The sequence below is a fragment of the Rouxiella badensis genome, assembly GCF_002093665.1.
GTDB lineage: Bacteria > Pseudomonadota > Gammaproteobacteria > Enterobacterales > Enterobacteriaceae > Rouxiella > Rouxiella badensis.
In genome coordinates this window covers 1-23,817 of record NZ_MRWE01000033.1, presented here as the reverse complement: position 1 = coordinate 23,817, position 23,817 = coordinate 1, and the positions used below count along the sequence as shown (strand labels likewise).

Genomic DNA, 23,817 nt, shown 5'->3' with positions numbered 1-23,817 from the left:
TACTCTTTAGGCAATATCGACGGCTACGGGTTCTATCTTTTGTGATAGAGCCCGTTTTTTTTATAGTGAATTAGTTAAAAGTTTAATCCACACTGTTTCTGTGACAAAGGCAGGTTTAAGCAGCGTTTATGCGTGCGTTATTACCGAGGCAAAAGGCTATCAAATCCATAGAGTAATTCAGGTATGACTTATCAATGCCCGCGTATAGGGTAGAGGTGAGAATTAATTAAAAGGAGTATACCTATGAGCAATCCTATTGATGATGCAGATAATACTGCAAAACCTATTGTTGAAGCAGACCGAGAAGCTGGAGCAGATGTTGGTAAATGTCCTTTTCATCACGCGATTAAAAACGAAACTGCAGGCGGCGGGACTCATAATCGAGACTGGTGGCCTAATCAGTTAAGAGTTGACCTGCTGAATCAGCATTCCAACCGTTCAAACCCTCTGGGCGAAGATTTCAACTATCGCCACGAATTCTCCAAACTAGACTACTCCGCGCTTAAGTCTGACCTGCGCGCCCTGCTCACCGAGTCGCAGCCGTGGTGGCCTGCCGACTGGGGAACCTACATCGGGTTGTTTATTCGTATGGCCTGGCACAGCGCGGGCACCTATCGTTCCGTGGATGGACGCGGCGGTTCCGGTCGCGGCCAGCAGCGTTTTGCGCCACTAAACTCTTGGCCTGATAACGTGAGCCTCGACAAGGCACGTCGCCTACTGTGGCCGGTTAAACAAAAATACGGTCAGAAAATTTCTTGGGCTGACCTGTATATTCTTGCTGGTAACGTAGCCCTCGAAAACTCCGGTTTCCGCACCTTTGGCTTTGGTGCCGGACGCGAAGACGTCTGGGAACCGGATCTTGACGTTAACTGGGGTGATGAAAAAACCTGGCTGGAACATCGTCATCCTGAAGCACTGGCCAAGTCTCCGCTCGGCGCAACCGAAATGGGGCTTATCTACGTCAACCCGGAAGGCCCAAATCACAGCGGTGACCCTGCCTCTGCGGCCCCGGCCATCCGTGCAACTTTCGGCAATATGGGCATGAACGATGAAGAAATTGTCGCGCTGATTGCCGGGGGACATACGCTGGGCAAAACCCACGGTGCCGGTCCTGCAGACCACGTTGGCGTTGATCCAGAAACCGCGCCGCTGGAAACCCAGGGTCTGGGTTGGGTCAGCAGTTATGGAAACGGCGCGGGCGCGGATGCCATAACCTCGGGTCTGGAAGTTATCTGGTCGCAGACGCCGACGCAGTGGAGCCACTATTTCTTCGAAAACCTGTTCAAATATGAGTGGGTGCAAACCCGTAGCCCGGCAGGCGCCATTCAGTTTGAAGCCTCCGATGCTGGCGACATTATTCCCGATCCGTTTGATAGCTCGAAAAAACGCAAACCGACCATGCTGGTTACCGACCTGACGCTGCGCCACGATCCTGAATTTGAGAAAATATCGCGTCGTTTCCTCAATGACCCGCAGGCGTTTAATGAGGCTTTTGCCCGCGCCTGGTACAAACTGACCCACCGAGACATGGGGCCGAAAGCGCGTTATATCGGACCCGAAGTACCAAAAGAAGACCTGATTTGGCAAGACCCACTGCCGCAGCCGGTTTATAACCCGACGACGGCCGACGTTGCCTACCTCAAAGAGAAGATTGCTGCTGCTGGCCTGAGCGTGAGTGAGCTGATTTCGGTGGCCTGGGCTTCGGCCTCAACCTTCCGCGGTGGCGACAAACGCGGTGGCGCTAACGGCGCACGCCTCGCGCTGTTGCCGCAAAGAGATTGGGAAGTTAACGCCATTGCCGCTCGCGTGCTGCCAACGCTGGAAACTATTCAGCAGGAGTACAACAAGGCTTCCTTAGCCGATGTGATCGTGCTGGCAGGCGTGGTGGGCGTAGAGCAGGCGGCAAAAGCGGCTAACGTCAGCATTGACGTGCCCTTCACGCCGGGCCGTGTCGATGCCAGTCAGAGTCAGACTGACATTGAGTCGTTTGAATGGCTACAGCCGAAGGCCGACGGTTTCCGCAATTATCGCGGCGTTGAAAGCTCCACCCCAACGGAAAGCTTGCTTATCGACAAGGCTCAGCAGCTGACGCTGACTGCGCCAGAGTTAACCGTACTGATCGGGGGTTTAAGAGCCTTGGGTGCCAATTTTGACGGCAGCCATCACGGCATCTTTACCGATAAAGTCGGTGAACTTAACGCCGACTTCTTCGTGAATTTGCTGGATATGCGCTATGAGTGGAAGCCTGTCGATGCTACGGGAGAAATCTTCGAAGGGCGAGACCGTGCAAGTGGTGAAACACGATTTACCGCCACCCGCGCCGATTTGGTGTTTGGCTCGAACGCCATACTGCGTGCCAACGCCGAGGTTTACGCCAGCGTCGATGCCAAAGAGAAGTTTGTTAAAGACTTCGTTGCCGCCTGGACCAAAGTGATGAATCTGGACCGCTTCGATCTTTAACGCAGTCTGAAGTGATATAGCCGGCACAGACGGTCAGAATTGACTGAATGTGCCGGTTTTTTTTGCCGCACGACGGGCCGCTTAGCTAAACAATACTCTAATTTTGCAGGAATTTTTCCAGGAACTGTTTTGTCCGTTCGTGCTTCGGCGCAGAGAACAATTCTTTTGCTGGACCCTGCTCGACAATCTTGCCTTGATCCATAAAGATGGCGCGATCTGCCACGTCGCGAGCAAAGCTCATCTCGTGGGTGACGATAACCATGGTTCGATGCTCCTGAGCCAACGCCTTAATGGTGTTAAGCACCTCGCCCACCAGCTCAGGGTCAAGCGCCGACGTCGGTTCATCAAACAGGATAACCTCTGGATTCATCGCCAACGCACGGGCAATCGCCACGCGCTGCTGCTGTCCGCCAGAGAGACGACGCGGATAGGCGCTCTCTTTGCCCGACAACCCGACCTTGGCCAACAGCTTGCGTGCCTCGGCCTCGGCCTGGGCACGCGGCTCGCCCTTCACAATCACCGGACCTTCGATAATGTTCTCGAGCACCGAGCGGTGCGGGAACAGGTTAAAGTTCTGGAACACAAACCCCACCTGCTGACGAAGCTTACGCACCTTTTCTTTCTGTTTACTGATAGGCACGCTGGCGTCAATTTCAATATTACCCACGGTAATCGTGCCGGAGTCCGGTATTTCCAGCAGGTTAATGCTGCGCAGAAGCGTGGTTTTCCCCGAGCCGCTCGGCCCAATAATCGCCACGACCTCCCCGGCGTTTACCTGTAGGTCAATACCGTGTAGCACCGTCTGACCATGGAACTTTTTAACCAGCTTGTTCACGTCAATGGTACTCATGATGGCTCCTGATCCTGACGGTTAACGCGGTCTTCCAAACGGTTTTGCAGGAAGGACAGCACGGTAGCAAGCACCCAGTAAATCACCGAGGCGGCAAGATACATGGTGAACACTTCCAGCGTGCGCGAGGTCACCAGCTGCGCCTGACGAAACAGCTCCGGCACCTGAATGGTCGCCGCCAGCGAGGTGTCTTTCACCAGGCCAATAAAACTGTTGCCAAGCGGCGGCAGCGCAGTGCGGGCAGCCTGAGGCAGAACCACGCGACGCAGCGTCTGCCAAGAATTCATGCCGATACTGGCCGCCGCTTCCCACTGTCCTTTATCGATAGAGGAGATGGCCGCACGCAGCGTCTCGGAGGTGTAGGCCGCCGTATTAAGCGACAGACCAATCATTGCCGAAGGAATCGGGTCAAGTTCGATGCCAAACTGCGGTAAACCGTAGTAAATCATAAACAGCTGGGCAATCAGCGGCGTCCCGCGGAAAATCGACACGTAGGCGCGCGACAGCCATGACAACGGCCAGAAATGCGAAAGGCGCATCAGCGCCAGCAGGAACCCCAGTAATAAACCAAAGACCATCCCCCCGAGACTCAACTCGAGGGTGAAGACGGTCCCTTTTAATAAAAATGGTGCTGAATCCAGCACCAGTTGTAGACTCTCATGCATCAGGTTTAAACCTTACTTGGTGACGTCGGCACCGAACCACTTATCGGAAATTTTCGCCAGTGAGCCGTCTTTCTGCATATCGGCAATCGCCTTGTTAATAGCCGCGACCAGTTCAGGGTTATTTTTGCGGATAGCCACGCCAGACTCCTGACGAGAGAAAGGTTTGCCCGCAACGGCCAGCGTATCACCGGTTTTCTTGACCAAGTCCAGTGCCGCTAAACGGTCCACCAGAATAGCGTCAAGACGGCCTACGCGCAGATCCTGATATTTAGTTGGGTCATCATCATAGGTACGGATATCGACGCCCGGCTCATTGGCGCGCAGCCACTGCTCGTAGTTACTGCCCAGGCCCACACCGACTTTCTTGCCTTTCAGGTCATCCGGCGTCGAGAATTTGGACTCGTTACCCTTTTTGGTCAGCACCTGAATACCAGAAACGGTATAAGGTGTCGAAAAGTCGTATTTTTTCTCACGCTCTGGAGAGATAGTCACCTGATTGATAACCACATCGATACGTTTAGAGTCCAGCGCCGCCAGCATACCGTCCCATTTGGTCGGCGACAGCTTGGCTTTCACGCCCATGTGCTGCGCCAGAGAATCGGCGAAATCGACCTCAAAACCGGTCAACTTGCCGTCATCGCCCTGGAAACTGAACGGGGGATAGGTGCCCTCAAGGCCAACAATTAGCGTACCGCGCTGCTTGATAGTGTTAAGCAAGTTTTCAGAAGCTGCGAAAGAATGGCTAACCACGCCTGCTGACAGAGTTACCGCCATCGCACCCAGAAGCAAACGACGACGTAATGTTGAAAAAGCCATACTCACCTCAATGTTTGTTTTTAGTTTTTATGCCCCGCGAGAGCATATTTTCACTGGAATATAATCTTAAAAGCTTATCACTTAAAAGCATAAAATTAGCTTATTACATCAATAGGTAATCCGCCATTTTGGTAAAAAAATTTTAAAAGCGACAAAATGAGGTGATTAAAGCGACAGAACGGGGGTTTTATAGACAGTGAGGCTATTCACGCTCCAGCCTGCTGATATGCAGACTCAGCCAGGTCAGCTCATCTTTGGGGAGATTTAGCTGATATTTTTCGAGCACATAATCCCGGATAGCCCAGGACACCGCCATCGCGGTCGGATGATGGCGCAGCAGCTCCTGGTAAAAGTCTTCCGTCTCTCCGCCGGTGATTTTGCCGTTAAGGATCCGCTCGGCGAAATAACGCAGATGTGTGATAAACCGCGCATAATTGATGGATTCAATGTCGATATTTTTATTGAGCTTGTAGCGCACAATTTCGGCAATGCGATTGACCAGCTCAACCTGCTGATGCGCAGTGGCATTATCAGACTTGCTGCTGCCGTTAATAAGATGAAAGGCGATATTCACCGCCTCATCGGCGGGAAGCGCAACCTTGAATCGGTCCTCAACCAGGGTCTTGGCCTGTAACCCTATCTCGTACTCTTTCTGATAGTAGCGTTTAATCTCCCAACTTAGCTTATTAATCAACGGGTTATCTTGCTGGCTTCGCTCAACCGCAAAATAAAGATGCTCGGTCAGCGTAAAAAATAGCACTGAGTTAAGCTTCTCGGCATAACGGTGCTGGGCAAGCTGAATAATGTCATGGGTGAGATCAAAAAAGGCCGCAGGGATACTGCTGGTCAGCGATAAAAAATGTCGAGATTTCAAATCCTGTAACGGTATAAACACCTTCTCGACGTGCGCAATATCAATCAAGGTACCCGGTTTGGCGTTGAATCCCAGTCCTTTGCCAAACAGCACCATTTCCTGCTGCTCTTGTTCTACCAGCAGCATACTGTTATTGAGCGATTTTTTTACTGTAATCACGTGTTTTCCCTGCGGCAACCTTAGCCTTTAGTCCATCTGCGCGCCGTTGCTGGCGATGACTTTCTGATACCAGTAAAACGAGTCTTTCTTAAGACGTGCCAGCGATCCTTTGCCCTCATCGTCCTGATCGACATAGATAAAACCATAGCGCTTAGACATTTGCGAGGTTCCGGCGCTAATAATGTCGATAGCCCCCCAGGTGGTGAAGCCCATCACCTCCACGCCTTCGTCAATTGCCGCCTTGACCTGCTCGAAGTGCGCGCGGAAATAGTCGATGCGATAGCTATCCTGTACCTTTCCCTCAACCACTTCGTCTTTGGCGCCGAGGCCATTCTCAACGATAAACAGCGGTTTCTGGTAACGGTCGTAGAGTTCGAGCAGCGATATTTTTAACCCCTGCGGATCGATCTGCCAGCCCCATTCCGACGCCGCCAGATAAGGGTTTTTCACGCCGAGTATCGTATTGCCTGGGATACGTTCGGCCTCAGGATCGGTGGATTCGGTCATCGACATGTAATAGCTGAATGACACGAAGTCGACGGTGTAGGACTTAAGAATATCCAGGTCGCCCGGCTGTATCTCAAGATGAATATTGCGACGCGCCAAATCACGCTTGATCAACGGCGGATACTCTCCGAATACCTGCACGTCGGCGTAGAACAGATTTTCGAGGTTCTTTTTTAGCGTCGCTTCGACGTCTTCCGGTTTGCAGGTGCGCGGATAAGTGGTGAGTTTGGTCAACATACAGCCCACCTGACTGCCCGGAATAATGGCGTGGCAGTCGCGGGTCACCAGCGCTGAGGCGACAAACTGGTGATGAAGCCCCTGATAAATATCCTGCTCGGCCTTACCCGCGGCGCTTTTCTCTTTGCGAATACCGGCGGTGGTAAACGGGTGTCGGTGAATGCTGTCGATTTCGTTAAAGGTCAGCCAGTAACGCACCAGACCTTTATAGCGCTCGAAGCACACCTGGCTGAAGCGCACAAAGGCATCTACCACCTTGCGATGCACCCAACCGTTGTATTTCTCGCTAAGAATCAACGGCATTTCATAGTGTGACAACGTCACTAATGGCTCAATATTCAGTCTGCGCATCTCGGTAAACAGGTCATGATAAAACGTCAGCCCTTCCTCGTTAGGCGCAGCGTCCTCACCGGTAGGGAAAATGCGCGACCAGGCAATCGATACGCGCAGCACCTTACAGCCCATTTCGGCAAACAGCGCCAGGTCTTCCTGATAGCGGTGATAAAAATCGATACCACGACGTTTCGGATAATTTGCGTCATTGCGGCCGCTGAGCGCATCGGCGATATTCTCATCGCTGAGCGCCATGTGCGCACTGTAGTCCTTGACGGATACCTTGGGTTTCCAGGCGACAGCGTCGGCCACCGAGGGGCCTTTACCGCCGATATTCCATGCCCCTTCAGCCTGATTGGCAGCGATAGCACCGCCCCATAAAAAGTCTTCAGGAAACGTTGATATGTTGCTCATTACACGGACTCCTTTAAGCTCATGACAATTTGACAGTCGTTAATGTGTTTCGCGGCAGGTAGCCGCTCCAGCGTAAAGCGTTCACTGTTGGTGATAACCATGATGACCACCGGATCAAAACCGGCTCGTTTGACGGCCTCGAGATCGAATTCCACCAGCGTATCGCCGAGCACGACCCGCTGACCGGCCTGCACTTTGGCGAAGAATCCCTGCCCGTTCAGTTTGATGGTGTCGATGCCGATATGAAAAATCAGCTCCACGCCCCCGTCGGTCAACATGCTGACCGCATGCCCGGTGTCGAAAACGTTGACGATAACCCCCTCCGCTGGCGCACTCAGTACGCCCTGCTGGGGAATAATCGCGATACCTTCCCCCATAATGCGGGCTGAAAAAACCTCGTCATTAACCTGCTCCAGCGGGATAACCTGCCCCTGGATCGGTTGAGCCAGAAAAAGCCCGCCCACGGCCTGAACAACCGCCGGCGTTTTTTCACGCCACAGCACCAGTGCGCAGATAAAGGAGACTAAAAACGACAGTGCGGTTCCGGCCAGCGCATAGACGATGTTCATGCCGCTGTCGGGTGAAACAAACATCGAGATGGTCGCCAGCCCCGGCCCCACCAGCGCGAAAGCCTGCACCCCCAGCCAGCCGATAAACGCACCGCCGACGAAACTGCCCGCCAGCACGCTGTATAAAGCCTGTTTATGCAGCAGCGTCACGCCATAAATCGCCGGTTCGGTAATGCCAAACAGCGCGGAGATTCCGGCAGAGAAGGCGGTGGATTTGATGGTTTTATCTTTGCTCTTCAGCGCAATGGCGAAACACGCGCCCGATTCGGCAATGTTGTGCGCCAGGGACGCCGGAAGATACAGCACCTCGCGGCCAAACTGACTCATCGAGGCAATGGCATAAGGCAACATCGGTTTATGCATGCCCGCGGCGACCATAAACGGCAGCGCGGTCGCCAGCAGCGCGGTCGCAATAAACCCCAGATGGCCATAAAGCCAGAGAATAACGCTGGCCAACCCTGCGCCCAGCTCATAGCCGAAGGGGCCAAGCAGCAGCAGCGTGACGGGTACAGTGACCAGCAGTGAAAGCATCGGCGAAAGGAAAATACGCACCGACGCGGGTGAATACCGATTGAAAAACTTCTCCGTTTGCGCATAAAACAGCACGCACAGAATGGCCGGAAACACCTGCGAGGCATAGGCGACATTTTTTAGCGCCAGCGAGAAAAACTCTGCCCCCTCCGCCAGGTGCTTCGCCATATTGGGCAACACCATCACCGACACGGCAGACACCGCCACCAGCACGTTAACCTTTAATTTGGTGGCCGTCGTAATCGCCACCAGAATCGGCAAGAAATAGATTGGCGCAGAGCCGATATTATCCAACACCTTCCAGGTTGAGCTACTGCGGCTCAGCCAACCGAAGGCGTCAAGAAGCAACAGCAGCGACTTTAACACCCCGCCACCGGCAATCGCGGGCACCAAAGGTTGAAAGACGCTGATGACAAAATCCACGGCGCGCGCCAGCGGTTTGGTTTTGTTTTTTTTCACCCGCTCTGAAGGCTCCGCCGCGCTAACTTGCTGCTGCACCGCCTCAAAAATCGCGATCACCTCACGGCCAATCACCACCTGACACTGCACGTTCAATCGAACGCCCAGTACGCCGGGCACTTTTTCGAGTGCGCGTTTGTCGACTTTATCGTTGTCATAGAGACTCAGACGCAGGCGCGTAGAGCAGTGCTCAACGTGTTCAATATTCTCTGCTCCGCCGACGCTTTGCACGATTTCCTGCGCAGTTTTTAAGTAGTCCATCGCCAGCTCCCCCTAGTCGAATCCAAAAAAAAGACCTGAAGCCCCATCACCTCGCTCGAGAGGATGGGGCTTCAGGTCTTGCCTACTTACGTAGTAACACGCCTTTGTTACGTTATCGGGTTATTGACCCGGTTTCGTCAAACTAAATGACTAAAGCAAAGTGAAAACTGTGAGCCAACCTGCAACCTACTCCACGATGGAGACCTTAGCGGCAGCGCATTGAGCCTATCTCACCCCAGAAAAATATTTAGAAACACATTAGCCCAATTTCTAGTCATAAATAGCATTACCTATGTAGTATAGCCAATGCTATATTAGCGAACAGAGGATAACCTAACCCAATAACGACCCATAACAAACCGGGGTGGCTATGAGTGAGATGAGTAAAAATTCTACGTTAACAGAACGCACCAACGAGGCGATAGGCGAAGCACTTTCCGGGCGTAAACGCGGGATGATGACGCCACTGCTGTTCGTCGGCCCCGCGGTTATCGCCTCCATCGCCTATATGGATCCCGGTAACTTTGCTACCAATATTCAGGCAGGCTCAAAATTCGGCTACAGCCTGCTGTGGGTGGTGGTGATGGCTAACCTGATAGCCATGCTATTTCAGGCGTTGTCGGCCAAACTCGGGATTGTCACGCGTAAAAATCTGGCCGAAATGTGCCGTGACCAACTTCCTCCTCCCGTGGTCTGGGGGATGTGGGCAGTGAGCGAAATTGCCGCGATGGCGACCGACCTTGCCGAGTTCCTGGGTGGCGCATTGGCCCTTTCGCTGTTGTTTAGCATGCCATTGCTGGCCGGGATGGGCGTCACCGCCGTCATTACCTATGCTTTGCTGATGGTTGAAAAGCGCGGTTTTCGCCCCGTAGAGCTGATGATTGGCGGCCTGGTAGCCGTTATCGCGCTCTGCTATCTGGTGCAGATGTTCATCGTGCCCGTGGACTGGGCGGCCGCAGGGATGGGGATGCTGGTCCCCAAATTGCCCAACGCCGAGGCGCTGACCATTTCTGTCGGTATTATTGGGGCGACCGTGATGCCGCACGCCATTTTTCTACATTCAGGGCTGACGCAGCATCGAACGTTGGTTAAAAACCCGGCCGAGCGGCGCAAACTTTTGCGTTTCTCCAACATCGAGGTGGTGGTTGCACTGTCAATTGCCGGACTGGTGAACATCGCCATGGTCATCATGGCCTCAAGCGCGTTTCATGCCGGTCACAGCGACGTCGCCGAAATTGAAACCGCTTATCATACCCTGACGCCGCTGCTGGGGATTGCCGCCGCCGGGGTGTTCCTGCTGTCGTTGATTGCCTCGGGGATTTCGAGCTCGGTGGTCGGCACCATGGCCGGTCAGATGATCATGCAGGGCTTTGTCGGTTTCCGTATTCCTATCTGGCTGCGACGTCTGGTCACCATGGTACCGGCATTTATCGTCGTCGCAATGGGGGTTAACGCAACCGATGCGCTGGTTTACAGTCAGGTCGTCCTGAGTCTGGCGCTGCCTGCTCCGATGATTGCGTTGGTGATGTTTACCCGCCGCCGCGACATCATGGGCGAATTTGTGAATAGCCGTCTGACCACCGTTTCTTCGATTGTCGGGACAGTGGTCATTGTGGCGCTCAACGTGGTGCTGTTGTTGCAGATTGCCGGTGTGCAGATACCAGGCTTTGCATGATTAACGCGTGAATAGAAGAACAGCCTGCGGCCCGGTCTTAAACGACCGAGCCACAGGGCGCAGATTACTTCGCGTAGGCGAACAGCGCAGGCGCGCCGCCGGTGTGCACAAACAGAATCGGGCCATCACCCGGGAACCGCTGGCGTTCCAACCCGTCGAGCAGGCCTGCCATGGTTTTACCGGTATAAACCGGATCCAGCAGCATCGCTTCCTTTTCGGCCAGCAGCTTGATAGCCGCCAGCCCTTCCTGGTTCGGCTCGCCGTAGCGCGGTGCGAAATACTCGTCCCACAGTTCAATTTCTGGCGTTTCGCCTTCCAGCTCAAGCAGTTGCATCAGCTCATTGGACAGCGTCTCAACTTTTGGACGCTGGTCCTCCGCCTTGCGTGACACTGTCACCCCAATCAGCCTGGTGGACGGCATCAGCTCACGCAGCGCCACCGCCAGTCCGGCGTGGGTACCCGCACTGCCCGAGGCCACCACCACCGCGCTGAAATCGACAAATCCGGCAGAGCTTTGCTCGGCGATTTCGATAGCACACTGCACATACCCCAACGCACCGAGGGCATTTGAGCCGCCGACGGGGATAATGTAAGGACGGAAGCCCTGCGCTTCGAGCAGCGTGGCCTGCTCTTCCATCTGTGCCATCGGGTCATACAGCGAGTCGCACATCACGACTTCGGTGTTAAACAGGTCCAGCAGCAGGCGGTTACCGTTGGTCAGATAATTGTGTTCGTCGGTACCTATCGGATTTTCCAGAACGGCCAGGCATTTTAGACCGAGCTTAGCCGCCACGGCAGCGGTTTGGCGCACATGGTTAGACTGAATAGCACCGGCGGTGATCAGCGTATCTGCGCCCTCTTCGATGGCCGCAGCCACCAAAAACTCCAGTTTCCTCAGCTTGTTACCGCCCATCGCCAACGGCGTGACATCGTCACGTTTTATGTAGATGTCACGGCCAACGTAGTCTGAAAGACGATTTAAACGCTCTAGCGGCGTACTGTTCCCGACCAGATCAATGCGGGAATAATTCTCTAGCTGGTGTTTCAGAATAGAAAGTGAAGATGAATCAGGCAAAGATGAAGGCACGGTGTTCCCCCGAAGCTATGTTTTTAAACTGATGCGTTATGTTGACCAAATGTCATTCTACTATATCAGTGAATTAGCCTCTGACATTGGAGACAGGCGGACAAACTAAAAACAGGCGTCCGAAGACGCCTGTCGATATTAGGAATAACTTTATCTGCAATCGCCGCAGGGTTTCAAGCCTGCGCCATGTAAAAACTCTCTGGCGATGTCTCTTTTTGCCAGGCGAGGTACTGATCGTACTTTCTTAGGGCAATCCTATAGTTATCTGATGCGGCGACCGGCAAATCATCCATTATTCGCTGGTGAATGCTCTCCCCTTGAATTTTCTCAAGAGGATACTCGTTGGCGGCCAAAATTTCATCCAGCCTGCGCAATCGCACCACATATTCACGCACCGTACTGTGGTTCATTTCTGTCTGTTCAAAGAGATACTGCTTGAAGGCAACAATATCGAAATAAGAAGAGGTGGTATTAAATGAAATCTCACTGCAAAAACGGCACAGCGCCGTTAATTCTTTAGAGAGATCGCGCCACAGCTCATCATCAATGGGTTGGTCCATTTTCGCAATCGCGTCTTTATTAATGACTTCGCCACGAAACACCAGGGCCATTCTGTCTAACTCTTTCCCACACTGTGAACAGTTCGTCTGACTATGTTTATAATCTTTTAGATAACGGCTCAGTGGCCGTGTTTTTTTTCCCGCTGGCATAATTCACTTCCAACAAATAGTGATAATTCCGGATGGCCTCTTTGGGCCTTTAGTTCAAAGATTTTCAATCTCTCACCCAGCTTAAACCAGTCAGGGATCGTCGGACAAGTCATGATTACGCATTTCGCAATCGATTACGGAAACAATTACGCTGCTAACGTGAAAACGGTTATAAATAATCCTTAACGAAAACAACCCCTTCAATATTAACAATTTGTTAACTTTGTAAATGTGTGAACATAGTCACTTACCAATTGATTGCAAAATGTTAACCGAATAGAATACCGGCCATTGGCTAGGGTTTTTAATATATCAGGGGTTATCGTGCATTTGTGGTGGGAAGTCATTAAAACAATTTACTGGGGCGGTTTAGCACTTGCTGCGTTGTTCACTCTGTTGGTGAGCCGCGACACGATTAAAATTCGTTTGCTGACATCAGGTATTATTGGATTAACCTGGCCGATGAGCCTGCCGGTCGTGATGTTATTCTCACTGTTCTAAATTGCGATAATTGGCAGTCTGCTCAGGCCGCCAATCACCTCTCTGTCATAATCCTCTTACACGCGGACCAATAGCGTCAGCACCTCATAGTGTGCGGTATGAGGAAACATATCAAATAGCTGCACTCGCTCGATGCGATAATTTTTCAACTCGCGAATATCTTTAGCCATTGTCTGCGCATTACAGCTGGAATATAACAGCCTCTCCGGCGCCATATTATCCAGATACTGACAAAGCTCGCTGCCAATTCCCCGACGCGGCGGATTAACTAATACCAGCTCAGGCACTTGTTCATTACCCGTGGCAAAGCCCGTGGAGTCCAGCGCCTGAAATTCAACGTGCTTCAACCCGAGCTTTTCGGCCGAAATTTTGGCACAGACAATAGCCTCGGCGCTGATTTCAATCCCGGTAAGACGCGTCTCTGGCTTTGCGCAGTGCAGGCCAAACCCCCCCACGCCGCAGAAGAGATCCCACATACTTGAGATATCGCGTTCGGCCACCCAGTCACGCGCGGTCGCATAAAGCGCGGCGGCAACCTGCGGATTGGTCTGGAAGAAACTCTGCGGCCTGATAAACAGCGGTACCTGATTAAAATATTCTTCCAGCGCCTGCTGGCTGGTCAGGGCAATCTCACGTTCACCCTCCAGAATAGCCATATGCACCGGTTGGATATTGGCAGACACCACCTGTAGGTCAGGCACTTGCTGCATCAGCCAAGGCAAGGCCGCGCGCAGCTGCGTCAGCTTGGTTTCGGAGCGCAGGACAAAACGCAGCATCAGGCCGCCGTTGTGCTGGCTCTGCGTCAGCAGCAGATGCTTAAGCTCGCCGCGCTTGCGCGCCACGTTATACGGCGTTAGCCCCGCACGGGCAATAAAGGTCTTAAGATGCCGAAAAACTTCGCCGAAGCTGGCGGGATAAAGCGGGCATTCGCAGAGGTCAACCGGCGTACCGTCGCGATGCAGCATGCCAAGAAGCGGGCGCTCAACGCTGCCGCTCACCACCATTTTGGCTTTATTGCGAAACGCCTGCTCCTGGCCCGCCACAGGTTCGCGCCATTCGCCCACCTCAAGGCCGCCGAGCAATTCGGACAGGTCGTGCTGTTTGTCGATGAGCTGAGTGGCGTAGGGTTTATCCAGCCACTGGCAGGACCGGCAGGTTCCGGCGGTGTATTGTGCGCAATGCATAAATGATGACCGTTATCGCTGTTGCGTATTCTGACAGTTAAAAAGTTGGCGCGAAGTGTACCACCGCACGCGGGGAAAGGCTCCTTTATCACGCCCGCGAAAAAGGCGTCTGCCGGTTCTCTGACCTTAGAACCGGCAGACGGACTACATTCGCGTCGCTCGCTGACGGTCTTTGGCGCGCTGTTTCTCGGCGCGATGCATAAACCCCCAGGCAATCACGCCGATAATCCCTACCACCAGCAGAATCAGCGTCGCCAGGGCGTTTATCTCCGGGTTGGTTCCTAAACGCACGCTGGCGAATACCAGCATCGGCAGCGTCGTCGACCCCGGCCCCGCTACAAAACTGGCAATCACCAAATCATCCAGCGACAGCGTAAACGCCAGCAGCCAGCCGGAAACCAACGCAGGCGCAATCATCGGGATGGTGATGATAAAGAACACCTTCAGCGGCGTGGCGCCAAGGTCCATCGCTGCCTCCTCGATGGAGCGGTCAAGCTCACGCAGCCGTGCCGAGACCACCACCGCCACGTAGGCACTGCAAAACGTGACGTGCGCCAGCCAGATGGTAAACATGCCGCGTTCGCCCGGCCAACCCAGCGTATGCCCCATTGCCACGAACAGCAGCAGGAGCGCCAGACCGGTGATAACGTCGGGCATCACCAGCGGTGCGGTCAGCATAAAGGCAAACCCGGTCGATCCTTTGAATCGACCATAGCGCACCATGACCACCGCGGCCAAGGTACCGACCACCACCGCCATACTTGCCGCCGCAGTCGCGATAGTCAGACTCATGCTCACGGCGCTTATCATCGCCGAGTCATGAAACAGCGCCGTATACCACTGGGTCGACCATCCGGCCCATACGGTAACCAGTTTGGAGCTGTTAAAAGAATAGATGACCAGTATCAGCATGGGGGCATAGAGAAAGGCGAAGCCCAGCACCAGAATGGCGATGCGCCACGGCGAACGAACCACCGGTAATGAATTCATGCGTTGTCCCCCAGCTCTTTATTCTGGTACTTGTGAAACCAGAGGATAGGCACTATCAGCAGCAATAGCATCACCACGGCCACCGCCGAGGCGACCGGCCAGTCGCGGTTGTTGAAGAACTCCTGCCAAAGAATACGACCAATCATGATGCTGTCTGGCCCGCCAAGCAGCTCAGGAATAACGTACTCGCCCACCGCCGGAATAAATACCAGCATCGAACCGGCGATAATCCCACCCTTGGTCAGCGGCATAATCACTTTCACGAAGGTTTTAAAGGGCCTGGCGCCGAGATCCAGCGACGCCTCGACCAGCGAATAGTCCATGCGGGTCAGCGCGGTATAAATCGGCAACACCATAAACGGCAGATAGGAATAAACAATGCCAATATAGACCGCCAGATTGGTATGCAGAATAATTAAAGGCTGGTCGATAACCCCCGTCCACATCAGGAAATTGTTCAGCACGCCGTTGTCTTTAAGGATTGCCATCCAGGCATAAACGCGGATCAGGAAAGAGGTCCACGACGGCAGAATAACCAGCAGCAACAAGATATTACGCGTCGCCGGACTGCTGTGCGCGACCGCCCACGCTAGCGGATAGCCGATGATCAGACACAGTAGCGTTGAGATGGCGGCGACCTCGAGCGACTGCAGATAAGACTCGATATAAAGCGCATCCCCCGACAGCTGAAGGTAGTTACCAAAGTTTAAGGCGATATCCAGCACGCCGTCGGTCCAGGTCATCAAGTCGGTATAGGGCGGGATTGCCCGCGCCATATCGGCAAAGCTTATCTTCAGGACAATCAGAAACGGTAAGGCAAACAGCAGGATAAACCACAGCAGCGGCAGCAGGATCACCAGTTTTTTACCCTGCGACTGCATCAGCCTGTCGAAAAGCGAGCGTGATTTACCGGCAGGCGTCGCCTCGGAACTCTTTGTTATCACAGTCATGGTTATTCTCCCCGCCCTAAACGGTCAACACGACGCAGCTGTCGGCTTCCCAGCAAAGACGCACTTCATCGCCCCAGGTCGGCATCCCTTTGCGGAAACGGTGACCGTTCTGCAACTGGGCGGTAATCAATTGCCCGCTGTGCAGCCTGACGTGATAAATCGACAAGTCGCCCAGATAGGCGATATTCACCACCTCGCCAACTGCAAAGTTGCATCCGTCGGCCGGGACCGCCTCACAGAGCATGATTTTTTCGGGACGCAGCGCCACAAACGTCGGCACGCCGTCGCTGACGGCGGCGTCTGCGGCCACCTTCAACGGGTGCACCAGCCCCGGACTACGGAGGGTTATCGCGTCGTCTTCGCGGGACTCCAGCAGGCCTTCAAACACGTTAACCGAGCCAATAAATTCGGCGCTGAAGCGGCTGTTGGGGTGCTCATAAATCTCTTCCGGCTCACCAATCTGCACAAACTTGCCGCGATTCATAATCGCAATGCGCCCCGCCATGGTCATCGCCTCTTCCTGATCGTGGGTGACCATCACGCAGGTCGCGCCGACTCGCTCGAGAATATCGACCACTTCGAGCTGCATACGGTCGCGCAGCTTTTTGTCCAACGCGCCCATCGGCTCGTCGAGCAGCAGCAGCTTCGGCCGTTTTGCCAGGCTTCGCGCCAGCGCCACGCGCTGACGCTGACCGCCTGAAAGCTGATGCGGTTTGCGCCTGGCGAACTCTTCCATATGTACCAGCGTTAGCATCTCCGCCACGCGGGCCTTGATTTCGGCGGACGGCAGTTTGTCCTGCTTGAGGCCAAAGGCGATATTCTGTTCAACCGTCATATGGGGGAACAGCGCGTAAGACTGGAACATCATATTGATAGGACGCTGATACGGCGGTACCTGCGACAGGTCCTGCCCGTCGAGCACGATTTCGCCCTTGGTCGGCGACTCGAAACCGGCCAGCATGCGCAGCAGCGTTGACTTGCCGCATCCCGACGCGCCAAGCAGCGCGAAAATCTCGCCCTTGAAGATGGTTAGACTGACATCGTCGACGGCAAGCTGGCCGTCAAAAGACTTGGACAAATTGCGAATTTCCAACAGAGGAGTAAAACCTGTGCGGACTTTTTCGCCCGAAAATCGCTCGCCTGCATGTTGCGGCTGAGGGCGTGGAATAACGTCATTCACTCAGTGATGCCTCCGTCAGAAGCGGGTCAGGATAATTTAAGCATAACAGCCCGCTCAGATAACGCCGGGCCGATTGCGAACTTAGGTAATGAAATCAGAGCTCAATCAATAAAACGACGCGGCCCCGTCGTGTTGCCCGGAGCCGCGTTGAACTTACCGCTCCTCATCAGATAAATATCAGGAATTAATCCTGAAAAAATCAGGGGAGCGGCCTGATGCGAGATTATTTACCGCTTTGCACTTTGGTCCAAGAGCGGGTGATCAGACGGTCAATCTTCGGATCCTGAACTTTCAGGGTGAAGAGCTTGGCGCGCACATCGGCCGGTGGATAGATGCTTGGGTTATTGCGGATTTCTGGCTTGACTAGCGGGGTTGCCGCCGCATTGCCGTTAGCGTAAAACACCGCATTACTGATACCGGCCATCACCTCAGGCTTCATCAGATAGTTGAGGAACTGATACGCCTCGTCGGTGTTTTTTGCATCGGCTGGCATCGCGAACACGTCGAAGAACGCCAGCGCTCCCTCTTTAGGAATGCTGTAGGCGATATTTACGCCGTTTTTCGCCTCTTTTGCGCGGTTTGAAGCCTGAATGACGTCACCCGCCCAACCCACGGCCACGCAAATATCGCCGTTCGCCAGGTCATTGATGTATTGAGAAGAGTGGAAGTAGCGGATGCTTGGACGTAGCTTGAGCAGCAGGTCGGTCGCAGCCGCGTAATCTTCAGGTTTAGTGCTGTTCGGGTCGAGGTGCAAATAGTTCAACACCGAAGCGTAGATTTCGGCCGGAGCGTCGAGGAATGAAACGCCGCAGCCCTTCAGCTTGGTGAGATTGTCTGGGTTTAATACCAGATCCCAGCTGTTAACCGGCGCGTCTTTACCGAGCGCGGCCTTTACTTTATCGACGTTGTAGCCGATGCCAGTGGTCGCCCACAGGTAAGGAATAGCGTATTTGTTACCCGGATCGTGCTGTGCAACCATCTTTAGCAGTTCTGGGTCGAGGTTTTTATAGTTTGGCAGTTTGCTCTTGTCGAGCGGCTTAAACACACCCGCAGAGATTTGGCGTTCGAGGAAACTCGCCGAAGGCACCACCAGATCAAAGCCGGTGCTCCCTGCCATCAGCTTGCCTTCCAGCACCTCGTTGGAGTCGAAGACGTCGTAGACTACCTTAATGCCGGTTTCCTTTTGGAAGTTAGCGACGGTGTCTGGCGCAATATAATCTGACCAGTTATAGATATGCAGCGTTTTATCTTCCGCAGACGCGGCGACTGACGCAGCCATCGCCACACCCGCGATGACGCCTGACAACCACTTTTTACGCAGGGTAAACATCCGTTATTACCTCCAACAGGGGTGATAAAAATAAAAAGGACTCTGGTCGTCGCGCCTGTCTGCAGGATGCTATCTGTAAACCCGCAGTGGTTATAAAACAGGTCAAATAACCAGTAATTAAGTAGATGAGTAAATACTTTACCGATCTGAATATTTTTGTTGCCTACCCTGGCATTGAGACGGTGCATAGGCATGCACCTTGTCTGCTGCATCACCGATGAAATAATCGTTTGGCTTTTCAAGGTATCCGACGATTAGTACACAATGGGCAGCATAACGCCGTGATCAAAATCACACCATACCTGTTGAAAAAAAACACCATTCATCGATTTTTTATGCAATTTTGTCTATGCCGTGTGGCATTCATGTCCATACAAAGGGAAATGACCCGCAACAATGCGCAATATTTAGCATAATGTTTTTTGAAACATAGCAAAGCTAGCGCAGCCATCGGAATGGCTGCGCGGGTTAAGAATTCATCAGAAGTAAAATCTGGCTGGCGGGAGTGTCTTTGAGCGGGCCAACGTTAGGCCCGTTAATGATTAATGCAGCAGCGGGATATTCACACTGACCGGTGGCGCTGATTCATCGTCATCGCCCAAAAACAGCAGATCGTTGGCATGTGCCTCAAGGATTATCATCGACATCTGCTCTTCGCCCTGCTGAAGGAAATGCGCGAACTGGTCGAGGGTAATGCCGACCACCCCGCTAATCGACTGACAGACGATTAGCTTCGGCAGATTGTCGTCTTGGATATCGACAAAAGCCTTTACGGTCAACGAGCTGGCATTGATTTGGCTCAGATCGGCAACCAGCGGGATAAGCGCAGTCGGTTTAACTTCGGCAAGCGCAGAGAACAGGATAACGCCGTCAACCAGGTCAACCTTGGCATCAAAAACGCCGTCAAAATTCTGCATATGCGGCAAATGAAGAGCCTGACAAGAATCACACTCGAAAAAAGAAATGCCCAGCTGATCGAGCCAGCGTCGTAATAACGCCAAATCAGGGACGGTGAGTGAATCCATATAATCAGCCTCAGTGTGTCGGTAAAGCACGATGATGAATCGTAAAAAGATCGGAACTCGAAAATCACTCTACGCCAATTTTGCGCAGTCAGTCATTTTAAGCGAATAGTTAAGTGCGACAGCTTACGGAAATTTCCCGTTGAGCGCCACGATCAATCCTGACATTAACCGTTATTCGCTTAAAATATGGGTACTGCCGCCACAAAAAGGCGGCGTTGTGTGTTTATCGATCGATTTACCCACCAGACTTGAGTTTAAATCCCGGTTTGGCGCGCTGTACAATGTAATCGATCATCATGCCCGCGATGTCTAATCCGGTCGTCGTTTCAATCCCTTCAAGTCCCGGAGAGGCATTGACCTCCATCACCAGCGGCCCGCGCTCGGCGCGCAGAATATCCACGCCTGCGACGTCCAGACCCAGCGTGAGCGCAGCCTTGATAGCGATGTCTTTTTCCTGTGGCGTAATAGCCACATTCCGCGCGGTGCCGCCGCGATGCAGGTTGGAGCGAAAATCACCCGGTTTGGCCTGGCGTTCAATCGCGGCGACCACCTTTTTACCGATAACCAGACAGCGGATGTCTGCACCATTGGCCTCACGAATGTATTCCTGCACCAGAATGTGCGCGTTCAGACCGCGAAAAGCGTCAATCACGCTCTCCGCCGCCTGCCGGGTCTCGGCCAATACCACACCGATGCCCTGCGTCCCTTCGACCAGTTTCACCACCAGCGGTGCGCCACCGACCAGCGCTATCAGATCGGACGTATCGTCCGGCGAATGAGCAAAACCGGTAATCGGCAGGTCAATGCCTTCACGCGCCAGAATCTGCATTGAGCGCAGCTTGTCGCGCGCGCGGGTAATGGCGACCGATTCGTTTAATGGAAAACTGCCTAACATCTCGAACTGCCGCAGCACCGCCGTGCCATAAAACGTAATCGCGGATCCTATCCTTGGGATAACCGCCTGATACTTGTCCAGCTGCTTCCCCCGATAGTGCACACTCGGCGCGGCGCAGTTGATGTTCATATAGCACGACAGCGGGTCTATCACGTCGATTTCATGACCGCGAGACTCCCCTGCCTCTTTGAGGCGCTTGCAGGAATAAAGGCTGCCGTCACGAGAAAGTATGGCAATTTTCATCAGACACTCCGTTGCCGATTAACGCGTTGCCCAGCCCTGCTTGTGCAGCGCTTCAAGCATAAAGGGACGCTGCTCTTTTTTGAGCGTACGGATAATCAGGTCGCTCCAGTTATCGCGGCGTGCGTTGCTGTCGCGCTGGGCATAGTAATCTTCCAGCTCTGCGTCGTAGGCTGCCAGCTGGTCTTTATCCAGCGGCTGATAGCTATTTTCATGCACCAGCATGCTCTGTGGCATACGCGGTTTGAAGGCATTAACCTGCGCCGGATGCCCCACGCAAAAGCCAAACAGCGGCATCACGAACTTAGGCAGGTTCAGCAGCGCTATCACGTCTTCGATTCTGTTGCGGATACCGCCGATAAACACGCCGCCCAACCCGAGAGATTCGGCAGCGACCATCGCATTCTGCGCCATTAGCGCAGTATCCACGCAGCCCAGCAGCAGCTGTTCTGCCAGGCCCAGTTCGGCCTGTGGATTGATTTGCAGGTTACGGTTGAAGTCGGCACAGAACACCCAAAACTCGGCAGCGGTAGCGACATATTTCTGGCCGCCGGTGTATTCCACCAGCTTCTCGCGCAGTTGTGGGTTGGTGATACGAATAATGGATGAGCACTGTAAGAAACTCGACGTTGACGCAGCCTGAGCTGCGCCAATAATTGCCTCTCTTTGCTCATCGGTCAGCGCCTGGCCGGTAAAGGAACGCACGGAGCTGTGCGCGCGAAGGAGGTCAATAGTTGGCGTCATAATACGAATCCTTGAAAGAATGAGATGGGTAAAAGATAAACCCTCAAGACATCAATGATTCATGTTCGCAGAGGCCTTTGCAAGCCTCGCCGCACTAAATGACGTAACGGCCTGAGATGACGTTGCCTAAGGCTGCACCATTGCGTTGTATTTTCGCGCAGATAGGCACAGCACATCAAAGCGACAGGTAATTCCTACTTTTTTTTCTCAAAAGAGACAGGCATAGTAGCCCCAAGCATTGAGAGCTATGCGCTAAATTACAAAAAAATTCTGCGATATCATTCTCAAATTTATCAAGTCCTGAAATTCAGGCATTTTAAAATCTAAGGAGTCTCCATGTTTGCAGTAATTTTCGGGCGTCCTGGCTGTCCTTATTGTGTTCGTGCAAAAGAGTTGGCTGAAAAACTGACTGAAGAACGTGATGATTTCAATTTCCGCTACGTTGATATTCATGCGGAAGGCATCAGCAAAGCCGATTTGGAAAAAACCGTGGGTAAGCCTGTAGAAACCGTGCCACAGATTTTCCTCGACCAGAAACACATCGGTGGTTGCACTGATTTTGAAGCTTACGCAAAAGAAAATCTGGCGCTTTATCAGCAGTAAGAACATTTTTTAGCGAAAGATTGAGTAAAGGCCCTCCTGTAAAGAAGGGCCTTTTTGCGTAACAGGCTTACATCGTTTGAAAACACTCAGCAGGTTAATCAAACAACTTTGTCGATTAGAAGGTAAAGCTGAGCTGTGCCACAGCGCCGTAAGTACGGTCTGTGCCCTTTATAGCCGCCACATCTACGTGTATCACGCCAAAAGGTGAAAGACCCACACCGGCGGTGAGTGCGCTACCGCTGTTCGACATCATGTTTTGGCGATAACCGGCGCGCAGTTGTGCCCAATCCCACGCATTAAGCTCTGCCCCCACGCTGGCAAATTGACGCTTTTCATCTGTAGCAAAACCGCTGGCTGGCGTGAGATCGATATCCACTGCGCTAGTAAAGAAATCGTTGTGCCAGGCAACACCCGTAGTCACCTGGGTGCGCACTTTAAACGTCTCTTTCAAACCATTAACTTCTTTACTTTCCATCATGCGTGGCACGATATTTTGCGCAACCAGCCCCAATGTCCAGCGATCGGTGAGATAGGAGGCAAAACCAATGTCACTGTTAAAGTTTGACTGAGTGCTAAGATAATTTTTGGTGCTTAAATATTTACCGGTATAGTTCTTCAACGTCATGTTGTTGTTATATAAATCGACACGCTGGTATTTAGGCGTAATACCTATCGAAGACTTAACGCCATTAATTTCAAATTCTTTAGCAAAAGCAATACCCACATCAGTTATCGTGGCTGCACGGCCTATCATATGAGATGTCAGTGCATTTTCACCGGCATCAGTGGGATTAATGCTGCCATTTGCAACACCGTCAAGATATTTCAGGTCACGCCCGTTGACTTTGCCTTCTAATGTAGCGGTACCCCAGGATTTTATTACCAACGCAAACGGCATCACACGGCTCGGCACTGCTGCAATAATTCCGGCACTGACTTGCCCGGTCGTTTTGGCATTATTAAGGTCCAACAATTTGCTTTTGTATTCTTTGGCTGTAGACGCAGATATCCTGCCCGTCCCAAGCTCATTTGCGTAATGCTGTCGTGCATCTTTAACCTGTTTAAGGCCGTCTTGCATATTATTAGGATCGGATACCTGAGCCCCGACCGAGGGTAAAATCAGACTAAAATCATCACTCTGACCAAAGCTGGACATCAGTGCCGGGTTGGCCAATGGAGCCGTTCCATAACGGGAAGAAGCAACACCGGTACCTCCCATCGCGTCGTTGCGCGCTTCCATATATGTGCCCGCTGCATTTGCACTTCCAGACAGAGCAAGTAGAACCGATAGAGACATAAGTGAATACTGATTAGCAAAAAACTTCATACTTTCCCTTAGATAACACACTATTTTTAGATAGAGAGACGCCTTTCACGATATATTGCGAAAAATAACCGTCGTGAAAAAATATAATATTCTCCCTGGCGCCATTTAATATAAAGAAAGAGAGACTCTTTATTAAGAAATATCTCCAATGCGTTTTAAATTATTCAAACTAGTAAGTTATTTGAGCCGCACTGATTCCGACACAGGTACCTGACGCATTTTCTTTCAGTGCAATAATAAC

21 protein-coding genes are annotated in these 23,817 nt (G+C 52.7%); 4 read left to right on the top strand and 17 right to left on the bottom strand.

Annotation, left to right across the window (positions count from 1 at the left end; translation table 11 throughout):
• Positions 1 to 243 precede the first annotated feature (243 nt).
• Complete coding sequence (gene katG, locus BS640_RS17400; protein WP_017491234.1) at positions 244 to 2,460, top strand: catalase/peroxidase HPI; 2,217 nt, start codon at positions 244 to 246, stop codon at positions 2,458 to 2,460.
• 97 nt (positions 2,461 to 2,557) lie between these two features.
• Here katG and tcyN read toward each other — a convergent pair whose 3' ends face one another.
• The 6 genes from tcyN to BS640_RS17370 form a co-directional block, all read right to left on the bottom strand.
• Complete coding sequence (tcyN, locus tag BS640_RS17395) at positions 2,558 to 3,310, bottom strand: L-cystine ABC transporter ATP-binding protein TcyN (protein ID WP_017491235.1); 753 nt, start codon at positions 3,308 to 3,310, stop codon at positions 2,558 to 2,560.
• Positions 3,307 to 3,975 (bottom strand): cystine ABC transporter permease, encoded by a 669-nt coding sequence (gene tcyL / locus BS640_RS17390; RefSeq protein ID WP_026110447.1) that lies wholly within the window; start codon positions 3,973 to 3,975, stop codon positions 3,307 to 3,309. Before tcyL ends, tcyN begins: the two co-directional genes overlap by 4 nt.
• 12 nt (positions 3,976 to 3,987) lie before the next feature.
• Positions 3,988 to 4,791, bottom strand: coding sequence for a cystine ABC transporter substrate-binding protein (tcyJ, locus tag BS640_RS17385; RefSeq protein WP_017491237.1), 804 nt, complete (start codon positions 4,789 to 4,791; stop codon positions 3,988 to 3,990).
• Positions 4,792 to 4,993: 202 nt separating this feature from the next.
• Positions 4,994 to 5,824, bottom strand: a complete 831-nt coding sequence (locus BS640_RS17380; RefSeq protein ID WP_084912997.1) for a PRD domain-containing protein — start codon at positions 5,822 to 5,824, stop codon at positions 4,994 to 4,996.
• Positions 5,825 to 5,851: 27 nt separating this feature from the next.
• Complete coding sequence (locus BS640_RS17375) at positions 5,852 to 7,315, bottom strand: glycoside hydrolase family 1 protein (protein ID WP_084912996.1); 1,464 nt, start codon at positions 7,313 to 7,315, stop codon at positions 5,852 to 5,854.
• The gene (locus BS640_RS17370; protein WP_017491240.1) at positions 7,315 to 9,135 is read right to left on the bottom strand and encodes a beta-glucoside-specific PTS transporter subunit IIABC; all 1,821 of its coding nucleotides are present in this window, start codon (positions 9,133 to 9,135) and stop codon (positions 7,315 to 7,317) included. Before BS640_RS17370 ends, BS640_RS17375 begins: the two co-directional genes overlap by 1 nt.
• Positions 9,136 to 9,505: 370 nt before the next feature.
• Here BS640_RS17370 and BS640_RS17365 point away from each other — a divergent pair, with 370 nt between their 5' ends.
• Positions 9,506 to 10,810, top strand: a complete 1,305-nt coding sequence (locus tag BS640_RS17365; protein WP_017491241.1) for an Nramp family divalent metal transporter — start codon at positions 9,506 to 9,508, stop codon at positions 10,808 to 10,810.
• Positions 10,811 to 10,874: 64 nt separating this feature from the next.
• On the opposite strand, the gene BS640_RS17360 is transcribed toward BS640_RS17365, so the two are convergent.
• Both BS640_RS17360 and fliZ read right to left on the bottom strand, forming a co-directional pair.
• Positions 10,875 to 11,861 (bottom strand): D-cysteine desulfhydrase, encoded by a 987-nt coding sequence (locus tag BS640_RS17360; protein WP_225741580.1) that lies wholly within the window; start codon positions 11,859 to 11,861, stop codon positions 10,875 to 10,877.
• Between the two features lie 209 nt (positions 11,862 to 12,070).
• Positions 12,071 to 12,607 (bottom strand): flagella biosynthesis regulatory protein FliZ, encoded by a 537-nt coding sequence (gene fliZ, locus BS640_RS17355; RefSeq protein WP_051040054.1) that lies wholly within the window; start codon positions 12,605 to 12,607, stop codon positions 12,071 to 12,073.
• Between the two features lie 324 nt (positions 12,608 to 12,931).
• Between fliZ and BS640_RS17350 the strand changes: the two genes are divergently transcribed.
• Entirely contained in the window at positions 12,932 to 13,108 is a 177-nt protein-coding gene (locus tag BS640_RS17350; protein ID WP_017491244.1) for a GhoT/OrtT family toxin, read from the top strand.
• 56 nt (positions 13,109 to 13,164) lie between these two features.
• Here BS640_RS17350 and rlmC read toward each other — a convergent pair whose 3' ends face one another.
• From rlmC to nfsA, 8 genes are all read right to left on the bottom strand, one after another.
• Entirely contained in the window at positions 13,165 to 14,292 is a 1,128-nt protein-coding gene (gene rlmC, locus BS640_RS17345) for a 23S rRNA (uracil(747)-C(5))-methyltransferase RlmC (protein ID WP_084912995.1), read from the bottom strand.
• A 144-nt stretch (positions 14,293 to 14,436) separates the two neighbouring features.
• Complete coding sequence (potI, locus tag BS640_RS17340; RefSeq protein WP_017491246.1) at positions 14,437 to 15,282, bottom strand: putrescine ABC transporter permease PotI; 846 nt, start codon at positions 15,280 to 15,282, stop codon at positions 14,437 to 14,439.
• Positions 15,279 to 16,232, bottom strand: coding sequence for a putrescine ABC transporter permease PotH (gene potH, locus BS640_RS17335; RefSeq protein ID WP_017491247.1), 954 nt, complete (start codon positions 16,230 to 16,232; stop codon positions 15,279 to 15,281). The genes potI and potH overlap by 4 nt, the downstream gene beginning before the upstream one ends.
• Before the next feature lie 16 nt (positions 16,233 to 16,248).
• Positions 16,249 to 17,412 carry a putrescine ABC transporter ATP-binding subunit PotG gene (potG, locus tag BS640_RS17330; RefSeq protein WP_017491248.1) on the bottom strand — a complete coding sequence of 388 codons (1,164 nt, stop codon included), beginning with the start codon at positions 17,410 to 17,412 and terminating at the stop codon, positions 16,249 to 16,251.
• A 223-nt stretch (positions 17,413 to 17,635) separates the two neighbouring features.
• The gene (gene potF / locus BS640_RS17325) at positions 17,636 to 18,742 is read right to left on the bottom strand and encodes a spermidine/putrescine ABC transporter substrate-binding protein PotF (RefSeq protein WP_084912994.1); all 1,107 of its coding nucleotides are present in this window, start codon (positions 18,740 to 18,742) and stop codon (positions 17,636 to 17,638) included.
• Between the two features lie 542 nt (positions 18,743 to 19,284).
• Positions 19,285 to 19,767 (bottom strand): type III secretion system chaperone family protein, encoded by a 483-nt coding sequence (locus BS640_RS17320; protein WP_017491250.1) that lies wholly within the window; start codon positions 19,765 to 19,767, stop codon positions 19,285 to 19,287.
• 235 nt (positions 19,768 to 20,002) lie between these two features.
• Positions 20,003 to 20,905, bottom strand: a complete 903-nt coding sequence (rimK, locus tag BS640_RS17315) for a 30S ribosomal protein S6--L-glutamate ligase (protein ID WP_084912993.1) — start codon at positions 20,903 to 20,905, stop codon at positions 20,003 to 20,005.
• 18 nt (positions 20,906 to 20,923) lie between these two features.
• Positions 20,924 to 21,646 (bottom strand): oxygen-insensitive NADPH nitroreductase, encoded by a 723-nt coding sequence (gene nfsA / locus BS640_RS17310; protein WP_017491252.1) that lies wholly within the window; start codon positions 21,644 to 21,646, stop codon positions 20,924 to 20,926.
• 336 nt (positions 21,647 to 21,982) lie between these two features.
• Between nfsA and BS640_RS17305 the strand changes: the two genes are divergently transcribed.
• Complete coding sequence (locus BS640_RS17305) at positions 21,983 to 22,249, top strand: GrxA family glutaredoxin (RefSeq protein WP_017491253.1); 267 nt, start codon at positions 21,983 to 21,985, stop codon at positions 22,247 to 22,249.
• A 115-nt stretch (positions 22,250 to 22,364) separates the two neighbouring features.
• Here BS640_RS17305 and BS640_RS17300 read toward each other — a convergent pair whose 3' ends face one another.
• Entirely contained in the window at positions 22,365 to 23,576 is a 1,212-nt protein-coding gene (locus tag BS640_RS17300) for a conjugal transfer protein TraF (protein ID WP_051040055.1), read from the bottom strand.
• Positions 23,577 to 23,817: the final 241 nt, after the last annotated feature.